Origin of the sequence: Peptoniphilus sp. BV3AC2 (assembly GCF_000478945.1) — a bacterium.
Classification (GTDB): domain Bacteria; phylum Bacillota; class Clostridia; order Tissierellales; family Peptoniphilaceae; genus Peptoniphilus_B; species Peptoniphilus_B duerdenii.
Window position 1 is genome coordinate 35,194 of the sequence record NZ_AWXD01000030.1, and the last position, 9,523, is coordinate 44,716.

Here is a 9,523-nt window from a genome sequence, read left to right on the forward strand (position 1 = left end):
AAGTCTAACCCATTCCCTACTTAATTCCACGTAGAGCCTATCGGTCATGGAAGCAGGTTGCTTCCGCTACAAAAATCAATCATTCATCAGTTATAATTATATTTTTAAACAAATAATCCTCCAGACGAATAAACAAAAATTCAGCCGAAGGCGTATGACAATATATATTCCAATTCATCCCCCATAGCGGAACCTTCTAGGTTCCACAGCTGAAGGCGTGAAGTCTTTAAATATCGCAAATGATTTTATACTATCGAGACACAGTGTATCCAATTACACCAATCATCAATGTCTAACCCCACCAGGGTTATACCCATTCGACTACAATGACTCAGCCTAGGCTTCGTCATTTCCGCTCAGGGTGACTGTGTTCCTTTAATTTCTCAAATTCCGCTACAAAAATCACCCACCCTTTTACCTAAAAATAAAAAATACCCCTAATTATTTCACAAATTAGGGGCAAAATCATATATTTTACTTTGTAATAGATCCTTCGAATCGAAAATAAATTTTCTCCCTCAGGATGACCGGCGGTTGTTTCGTCTTCTATTTCTTCTAACCTTCCTGCCATTACCACTGCCGACAAACCTTACTAGTTTCAAAACAAAAACTACCAAAAGTATTATAAGCACAGCGGTAACTGCGAGGATTCCATTCTTGAGTCCATTCACACCTGGTGCGGCTTCCACATTGTCATCTGTCACATCTGCTTTTGCCACATCTTCCACCAATTTACAATTGACGAGGAGTCTCTGTTTTCTCGGTGGTGTAAGCGGATCACAAGTTAGTAAGGTAAGTATCTTCTTACCAGGAACAGAATCCAGTTTCTCCCATTCCCAAGCTTCGATGATTTCTTTGTCCGCCACCTTGTACTCCAAGGTTTTATTCGGCCAACTTAAATAAACAGAATCCCCGGCGGAAAGTTTGTCCAAATTCCAAAACATAATCGCTTGGTAGTATCCTCTATGTCCCGCAATGACAGCCCTAGTTCCAGGCTTTTCGCTAGGCAAATCCGTCCCTTCAATATGGGCAACCCCCATGGCGAGGTGCTTCTTGGAAGCATCCAGGTACACAGGCTCCGTCACATCAATCTTCGGTATGCTTAGATACGCAAACACCTGGTCCTTGTCCTCCAAAAATGAATAGTCTGAAGCGTAGTCGTCTGTGGCAAATGGATCCACGATATTTACTTCACCATTTAAAGATTTATTATATTTTTCAATCTCGCCTAAGGTATGCTTATCAAGCTCCATGCCGCTACTCATAAATTTCATGTAGCCACTAGTCCCAGCGATGATGTCCTTGGAAAGTTTAAAAAAACCATAAAGCGGAATCGAAATTCCCAAAATAATCAAAAGATATCCAAGAATAACCTTGTTTCTCTTACTCATCTTTCTTCTCCTCAATCGAATCCATGTATTCCCTGTATCTTCTAAGCGCCTTTCTGTAGTCAGATCTAGAGTAAAGCACAAGCACAAATAGCACCACAGAGAAAGGAATCGTAAACGCAAGCATGTCCCTATATTCCAAACCAAGGGAAATAAGCGCACGAGAATCTTCCTTCACAGGAGCCACATAAGGCACGCGATGCCCCCTCACAAGCAGTCTGTGAGAGTTAATCATGTACGGAGTACAAGTTAGAAGCGTCGCATAATCCTTGTCGTCCACAACTAACACCGGATCAAAATTGGAAGGCTCCACCGTCAAAATCTGATCCACCTCATAAGCAAGCACAGTTTGAATATTGTGGATATAGAAAATATCACCCTTTTGAAGCTTGTCCAGATCCCTAAAAAGTCTCGCAGAAGGCAGCCCCCTGTGAGCAGTAAGCACAGTATGAGTGGACTTGCCACCAATAGGAAGACTCGTACCCTCCAAGTGACCAACGCCCTTGTTAAGCACGTCAAAACTAGTGCCGGCGTAAATAGGAAGATTCGTGTCAATTTTAGGAATTTCCACAAACCCAAGCTTCTCCTTGACCTCAAGCATACGAGCATACTCGGCAATACCTTCCTTTTCCTTTTCAGTATAAGGGTCAGCGAGTCTAGAAGGGTCCAAAACCCTATTGTAAGCCTCAGCAAGTTCAATCCTTCTTAAAATCTCATTCTGATCGAGGGACTTCGCATTCTCAGTGAACTCGAGAATTTGATTATTAGCCTCGATTCTATAATAATAATTGGAAACCATCGGGTACATCATGATGACAAAACCAGCGATGAAAAGAATAACAAGTGGCCAGATCTTCTTCTTACCAGTAGACTTACTCATTGCCATCACCCCTCTTGTCCTCGTGATTCTTAAGAATCAACACATACCTCTTCGTCTTCCTCTTGTAATTGTAAATCATCAAAAGCATAAGCACGATAAACGCTATATCGCCCATAAACATATACTTATACTTAAAGTGAGTCTTGTTGCTTAGAATAAACGTATCATCAATAGCCTCATCATAAGGAACCCTATGACCCCTCACAAGAAGCCTGTGAGTATTGATCATGATAGGCGTACAAGTAAGAAGCGTCGCATAATCATGACCAGGCACAATCAAAAGATCACTGAAATTACTAGGCTCAACCACAAGAATTTGGTCAACCTCGTAGGCAATAGTCTCCTTCAAATTGTGAATATAGAACCTCTCCCCAAGCTTCACATTCTTAAGATCAGAAAAAAGCTTCGCCGTAGGAAGCCCAGAATGAGCAGTGATAACCGTGTGGGTAGAATTGCCACCGATAGGCAGACTCGTACCCTCCAAGTGCCCAGCCGCCACCTGAAGCACATCCTCAGAAGTACCAGCACGAATAGGAATATCCACATCAATGGAAGGAATCTGAATGTGACCAATCTGCTCATGAAGCTCCAGCATGCGAGCGTACTCAGCACGACCCTTGTTGTGGCGCTCCTTGGCATAAGGATCCTCAGACACACTATTCACCAAAGAATCATTAAAAGCCTGAGCGAGATCAATCCTTCTCTTAACCTCTTCATCAGACAGTTTCTTCTTTTCACTATCGAAGTTAGACACCTGTTGCGTAGACTCCACACGATAATAGAGCCTAGAAACCGTCGGATACATCAAAACTAAAAAACCTAAAATAAAAATTAACTTAAAAGGCCAAGTCCTTTTTCTCTTACTCTTAGCCATAATCCTCCTAAAATCTATACAAAATAAAAATAATTAACTATACATATTTTACCATAAAGGTCCACAATAAAACCAACATGAGAGAAAAATAAAAAAGGAATTTATCGTAGATTACGATGTTTTATTAAAATAAGTAAAACTTAGTTTGCTTAAAACTACCAATAAAATTCCTCTCAACTGCGGTCATCCTACAAGAACGTCCCCTCTCCCACTTGGTCATCCTGAGCGAAAGAGCTGCAAGGCTCTGAAGTCGAAGGATCTGACACATATTTAACCCGTCTCTGCCAAAAAAATAATCCAAACTTGACCCCACCAGGGTTATACCCGTTCGACTCCAATGACTCATCCAATGCTTCGTCATTTCCGCTCAGGGTGACTGTTTTCCTTGAGAATTTTTGTGAAACAATGTAAGTAGGTGGTCGTCACCCTGAGCGAGCGCCAGTGAGTCGAACGGGTATAACCTCCGAGGACCTAACATTGGCAACTACAACAGTAGCGGAACCTTCCAGGTTCCACAGCCGAAGGCTACTATACACCTTCCAACTGCGGTCATCCTGCAGGAGCGTCATCCCTCCCACTTGGTCATCCTGAGCGAAAGAGCCGTAAGGCTCTGAAGTCGAAGGATCTGACACATATTTAACCCATCTTAGCCAAAAAAATCATCCAAACATAACCCCACCAGGTTTATACCCATTCGACTACGGGTGTCGGTAATCCTCCACCCTTCGCTCAGGGTGACTGTCTTCCTTAAGAATTTTTGTGAAACAATGTAAGTAGGTGGTCGTCACCCTGAGCGAACGAAGTGAGTCGAACGGGTATAACTTCCGAAGACCTAACATTAGCAACTACAACCGTAGCGGAACCTTCCAGGTTCCACAGCCGAAGGCGTAGAGTCTTCAAATTTTGCAAATTATTAAAACATATCGAGCGACAACATTCCCAACTGACTACATTTCATAGGGATTCTCCCAACTGCGGTCACCCTGAGCGAACGAAGTGAGTCGAACGGGTATAACCTCCGAAGACCAAGTCTAGGCAAATAATTCATTCCAACTGACCCCACCATACTCGAGATCCTTCGACTACGACGGTTCCGCCTTCCTCCACCGTCTCCGCTCAGGATGACTGGTGTGGCGGTTACCCCAAAAACCAAAAAAACAGCAGTCGAGTTCAACAAATCCCTTCTTCAAAAAACACACATAAAACAACCCCCTACATACACCAGTACATAGGGGGTAAATAACATATTGATTAAAATCCTGTGCTATTTAATTTTCCAAAACATAAACATAAATCACAATCACAAATCGCAACCGCAATCATAAATCATAATCATAACCACGATCGCAATCCATAATCATAACCCATATTTATCATTTATTTTCCTTCACCAAAACACCGCCCCAAATAGAGCATATAACCCCGAAAATCGACATCAAAATCAAACTAATGTCACCAGTCTTCGGAATTCTTCTCGGTTTCTTTGGCTTGTCCTTATCTTTCGGAGGTTTCTTCGGTTTCTCCTCATCATCAGGAGGAGGCGGAACCGGTTTGTTCTCAACCACCTTATCTAGCTCAAGAGAATTCCCATCAATGACAAAAGACTCAGCTCCGCCAAGAGGCTCATATCCCCCAGCAGGCTTCACTTCCCACAAAGAATAAGTCCCAAAAGGTAGATTATCCACCGCAAAGTACCCATCCTTATCAGAAATAAGCACCAAATCCTTGCCATTAATCTTCACTCTTTCATCGTAACCATTCACATTTCTAGTAACGATGAAACGCACGCCCTCAATAGGCTTCTTCGAATCAGAATCGATCTTTTTAAACCTCTTGCCGCCGTCAGAATCCTTGTAGTTCACCACCACAACCTTGGTAGTGCCACCGTTGACAACGAAACGAGTCCTCACATTCTTAATCCTGTAACCCTCCGGCGCTTGCACCTCTTCAAAGATATACTCGCCAAGCTCGATACCTTTAATCGAAATCTTGCCATTGGAATCAGTAATAAGGTTACTCATCACCAAAGTCTCCTCGCCATTTACCACCTTGTAGAGGTTAAAGACAGCCCCAGCAAGAGGCACATCATCAGCAGAAACCTTGAAAAGTTCCACATGATTATCAGGAGGCGGAACCTCGTGGCGACCTTTCGGCATGATGGTCACGTCGTTCTTATTAGCCTCATCAACAGTAAAGACAAAAGGAAAAATCTCAACCTTACCATTGTCAGAAACCCTAGCATAGTAGGTCCCAGACTTAAAACCATCAAGGCTCGCAACGCCTTTATCATTGGTAGTAACAGTAGTTTTATCTTTATACTCCTTAGACAAAGCAGCATCAGACCAAGAATAAAGATTCTTCGCCAAATCTTCCTTATCCTTATCAGAAGTAATAATCTTATCGCCAATCTTCCAGATGACGATCTCTCTATTAGCCACATCATTAGCTTTGCGATCCTTGCCAGTCAAATCAATAGTAAGGCTCTTAGCATAAACAGCACCTGAGATAATAACCATGCTAAAAATTACACAGCCAAGAAGTAGCTTAAATATTTTATTATTCAATTTTAGCACGGCTAACCCTCTTTCTTAATTAGTTTTCTTCAGCAGTTCTCTTTCTCATAGCGATGAAAGCACCAGCCATTAGAGAAATACCAACAACAGTGAATATAACAGTACCGATACCACCAGTTTGTGGGATGGTAACTTTCTTGTTCTTTACTTCTAGCGCATCTTTTGTGCCATCGGCAGCGTCTAATTTATAGTTGATGTCGTAGGCTGTTTGATTTTCTTTTCCTACTGTACCAACTGTAAATTTAATTGGAGTTGTTAATTTAGAGAATCCTGTTGGAGGTGTTTCTTCCACTAATTCATAGTTTCCATAAGCTAAACCATCAACTTCAAATTGACCATCTTTGTTAGATACGAATTTGTGGCCATCAGTTTTAGTAGTTGTCCAAGTCCACATAACCTTCATCTTTGCATAAGCCTTATCTCTAGTTGTTGCTAATGTTGCAATTGCATTTTCTGCATTTGTTTTTGAATCATATTGTTGACCGTCAATAGTTACCTTATTATCAGCTGTAATTTCGCCTTTTTCTAAAGCTGTATTTAGAGCTGCTATAGCTTCATTGTATTTTGTCTCAGCTGTTTCGTAAGCAGTTTTATTTTGTGCATTTACTTTAGAATCAAAAGCAAGATATTCGGTTTGATTATTTTCACCAGCTCTAGTTACATAGAATTCTGCTCCTGCAAGTCTGTTTGATCCACCATCAGTCTTTACAAACTTGAAGTTGTAAGTTGTAACTTTTGGTGGTCTTGGTGTGATTACAGTTGGGTTATATTCGTTCTTGATAGCCATTTCGTTTGTTCCTGGTGTAAATTTAGCTTCATATCCATTTACAAACTCGTGAACAGTGTACTCTGCGTTTTCAAGATTTGTAAACTTACCTGAATATTTATCAGTTCCTAGTGTAAACTTAATTTGTTCTTTACCTTCTTCAGGAGCTATATAATTTTCTTCTAATATATTACCTGTTCCATCAAGAACAACTTCAGCTACAGTCTTACCACCTTTTTCAAGTAAGTAAGTAACTTTTGTGTTTCTATTATCCTTAGTATCAGACCATGTTTTCTTTACATCAAATTCTCCATTAGTTGGAGTTATTTTTCCACCTGGATTTGGTTCGCCTGGTGTAAAGGTAATATTGTTGTTTTCTTTCTTATCAACTACTGATTCACCATTTAGATAAGCATAGTAAGTTAATTTGAATTCAACATTACCTTCTAGTAATTTTTCGTTTACAGTTTTGATATAAGCTTCTGATAGCTCTAAGTCAAAACCATTGTCATATTCATTTAATGTGTAGTTAGAATTAGTTACTTCAGTAAATGCACTTTCATTAGGGAATTTAACTTCAAGTTTTAGTTTTGCTGATCCTTCAACATTATTTACATCAGCTGCTTTTACAAATGTAAGACCTTTAGTCATTCTATCTGACCAAGATGCTCCAGTGTATTTTTGACCTTTTTTAAGAAGTGTAGGTACTTCGTAAGGGATAGCTGAACCTTTTCTTGCGTCAATTGCTTCTTTTTCTGCTAAATATTTATCATATTCTGCACCATACTTAGCTTTCCAGTCTGCTACTTGCTCCTTAGTTAATGTTTTTGTAAGTGCTTCAGAGTCAATCTTTGTTACTTTACCATCTTTTTTAACATAGCCTTTTGCCATTTCTACGTCTTCTTTTTCGTTCTTTGGATAAATATGAACTGTGTTTAAGAAGTATTCTCCAGCTTTGAATTGAGGTTTTTCAGAAGTTCCTGTTCCTTGAATGTCTTCGCCTAAAAGAACTGGTATAGCAATTGCAAATGGAACTGCTATAGACTTTGTGATGTTAGAAGGTCTTCCTGTTTCTATAAACCAGTAGTAACCTTGTTCAAGGTCAACTGTTGCAGGTTGTACATTACCACTTGCATCTTTTGTTGTTTTAATAGTGTTATTATTTGGTGCAGTAACTCCTGAATTAGTATCAGCAACAACAGTATCCATTTCTGCTTTAGTATCGTACTTGTCAGGATTTGCTTTCATTTCATCAAGCTTTTGAGGAGAAGCAACCTTGTAGTAAGTAAATTCTACCCCTGCAATTTCTTGAACTTCTTTTCCACCAATAGTAAGCTTTCCTTCTTGTTTTTTGTACTCTCCACCATTATGGTCGATTGGATTTCCAAAATTATCAGTTAATAGCTTGTGAACATTAAGTTTTGTTTTAAAGTTTTTTTCGCCTTCAACAGCTTTTAATACACCTGTATCAATTACTGGTGGTGTGTTTGCATTATTAGCCATCGCGGTTAGCGGGCTAAATGCTCCAATCATCATCACTAATGCTAAAATTAGTGACATAAATTTTTTCTTGTTCATAATAAACTCCTTAATTTTATTATTTGTATAATCATTTGCCTAAGCAAATTACTACCTTTTGTATATTGCCAATTGACAATATATTTAAAATCTGTCCATCTTTTTTCTTTTTCCAATTAATCTTTTTTCTTTGTGTCTATTTCTTCTTTTATAGCTTCTAGAACTAATATGATATTGTTGATTGTTTTTATCCTATTATTTATTGACCATTTATCATTTCTGACTTTATCAGTATCTAGACATTTCAAAATAGGTATACCTGAGAAAAACTTTTCATTGTTTTTTATGTCTAATTCTAGGTCAAACTTCATGGACTTAAACATTATCAAATCATTGATTAACTTGTCCCTGTCAAAGAAGTCTCTATTAATATAGTTGTCGGTCACATATTTTACTAAATCCTCAATCTGTGTTCCATTTGATAAAGTTTTAATAGCGAGAGGATAACTTACCTGATAGTGTCTATCCTGAGCTGAAAACCTAGTTTTTCCTTCATCTAACGCTATTGAAAGATCATGTGAAATACTACTTTTTTTGTTAGAATCTATATTTTTGTAACTTATTTTAGTTTCTGAAGCTTTTGAATCAGTCACGACTGTTTCTTGGTCTACTGTTTCAATTTCTTGTTCATCTGGCTTAATTTCTTGATTATCATCTTTTTTTTCTTCTGAATAATCTTGATTATGATAATTTTCTTCTTTAATGCTTTCTAATGTATAGATTGCATAATTTACAACAATTAGCCTTGAAGAGTCTGAATTTTTTGAAGTTGCAAATAACTCTATTGCTACTTTTAAAAAAATATAAATTATCAACGCAAAGAAAACAATATTTACTTGTTCATTACTTAAATGTTCTTTGTTTATAGCTTTTAAACTTAAGATAGCTGAAATAACTGAAATAAAAAATATAATTATCTCTCTTGCAATACCTTCATTTTTTATTTCTTTTTCTATTTCATCTCTATAAGTTTTAAAAATAATTAAGTCTTTTAACAAATTATTTAAAACTCTATTTTCATTATATAGATAATTTGTATTAACATATTCTATTATTTCATGTTTTTTTAACTTTTTAAGATTAACACGAGTTGGATAACATAAATTATAATACAAGTCATTTTCTATATTTATATAACAGAAATCTTTCTCTTTTAAATGATTCTTCGTCATAAATCACCTCTCATTTATCGGTGACTAATTTTAGATTGTTTCAAGAAAAATTTGTAGTCCTTAAAAACTAGTCTATTATTTCTTTCCATTTTATAATTCCAAGGAGCAGCGACGATGTTTCGCCACCGCCCTTGTTATTATTGTTGTGTTTTCCGTTAGGTTTCCTTGAGTTTATCCCTTGCAACTGCCGTCACCCTGAGCGAGCGCCAGCGAGTCGAACGGGTATAACCTCCGAGGATTCAGTCCTCACAACTGCATTTTCCAAACTGCCGTCATGGAGGGTACCTCTGGT

6 protein-coding genes are annotated in these 9,523 nt (G+C 38.3%); all 6 read right to left on the minus strand.

From position 1 onward, the window contains the following. Positions 1–518: 518 nt before the first annotated feature. Positions 519–1,391, minus strand: coding sequence for a class C sortase (locus HMPREF1252_RS07515; protein WP_023060071.1), 873 nt, complete (start codon positions 1,389–1,391; stop codon positions 519–521). Continuing rightward, the gene (locus HMPREF1252_RS07520) at positions 1,384–2,268 is read right to left on the minus strand and encodes a class C sortase (protein WP_023060055.1); all 885 of its coding nucleotides are present in this window, start codon (positions 2,266–2,268) and stop codon (positions 1,384–1,386) included. Before HMPREF1252_RS07520 ends, HMPREF1252_RS07515 begins: the two co-directional genes overlap by 8 nt. Beyond that, positions 2,261–3,142 (minus strand): class C sortase, encoded by an 882-nt coding sequence (locus HMPREF1252_RS07525; protein ID WP_023060044.1) that lies wholly within the window; start codon positions 3,140–3,142, stop codon positions 2,261–2,263. The genes HMPREF1252_RS07520 and HMPREF1252_RS07525 overlap by 8 nt, the downstream gene beginning before the upstream one ends. 1,373 nt (positions 3,143–4,515) lie before the next feature. Continuing rightward, positions 4,516–5,715 (minus strand): collagen binding domain-containing protein, encoded by a 1,200-nt coding sequence (locus HMPREF1252_RS07530; protein ID WP_023060051.1) that lies wholly within the window; start codon positions 5,713–5,715, stop codon positions 4,516–4,518. A gap of 19 nt (positions 5,716–5,734) precedes the next feature. Beyond that, positions 5,735–8,059 carry a pilin N-terminal domain-containing protein gene (locus HMPREF1252_RS07535; protein WP_023060047.1) on the minus strand — a complete coding sequence of 775 codons (2,325 nt, stop codon included), beginning with the start codon at positions 8,057–8,059 and terminating at the stop codon, positions 5,735–5,737. Between the two features lie 116 nt (positions 8,060–8,175). Beyond that, a complete protein-coding gene (locus HMPREF1252_RS07540) occupies positions 8,176–9,231 on the minus strand; it encodes a hypothetical protein (protein ID WP_023060070.1) in 1,056 nt (351 codons plus the stop codon). Positions 9,232–9,523: the final 292 nt, after the last annotated feature.

Bases quoted from the DNA above. Each gene is read 5' to 3' on its own strand.
- HMPREF1252_RS07525 (WP_023060044.1), bottom strand. From the start codon at position 3,142: ATGGCTAAGAGTAAGAGAAAAAGGACTTGGCCTTTTAAGTTAATTTTT.
- HMPREF1252_RS07520 (WP_023060055.1), bottom strand. From the start codon at position 2,268: ATGAGTAAGTCTACTGGTAAGAAGAAGATCTGGCCACTTGTTATTCTT.
- HMPREF1252_RS07535 (WP_023060047.1), bottom strand. From the start codon at position 8,059: ATGAACAAGAAAAAATTTATGTCACTAATTTTAGCATTAGTGATGATG.
- HMPREF1252_RS07540 (WP_023060070.1), bottom strand. From the start codon at position 9,231: ATGACGAAGAATCATTTAAAAGAGAAAGATTTCTGTTATATAAATATA.
- HMPREF1252_RS07515 (WP_023060071.1), bottom strand. From the start codon at position 1,391: ATGAGTAAGAGAAACAAGGTTATTCTTGGATATCTTTTGATTATTTTG.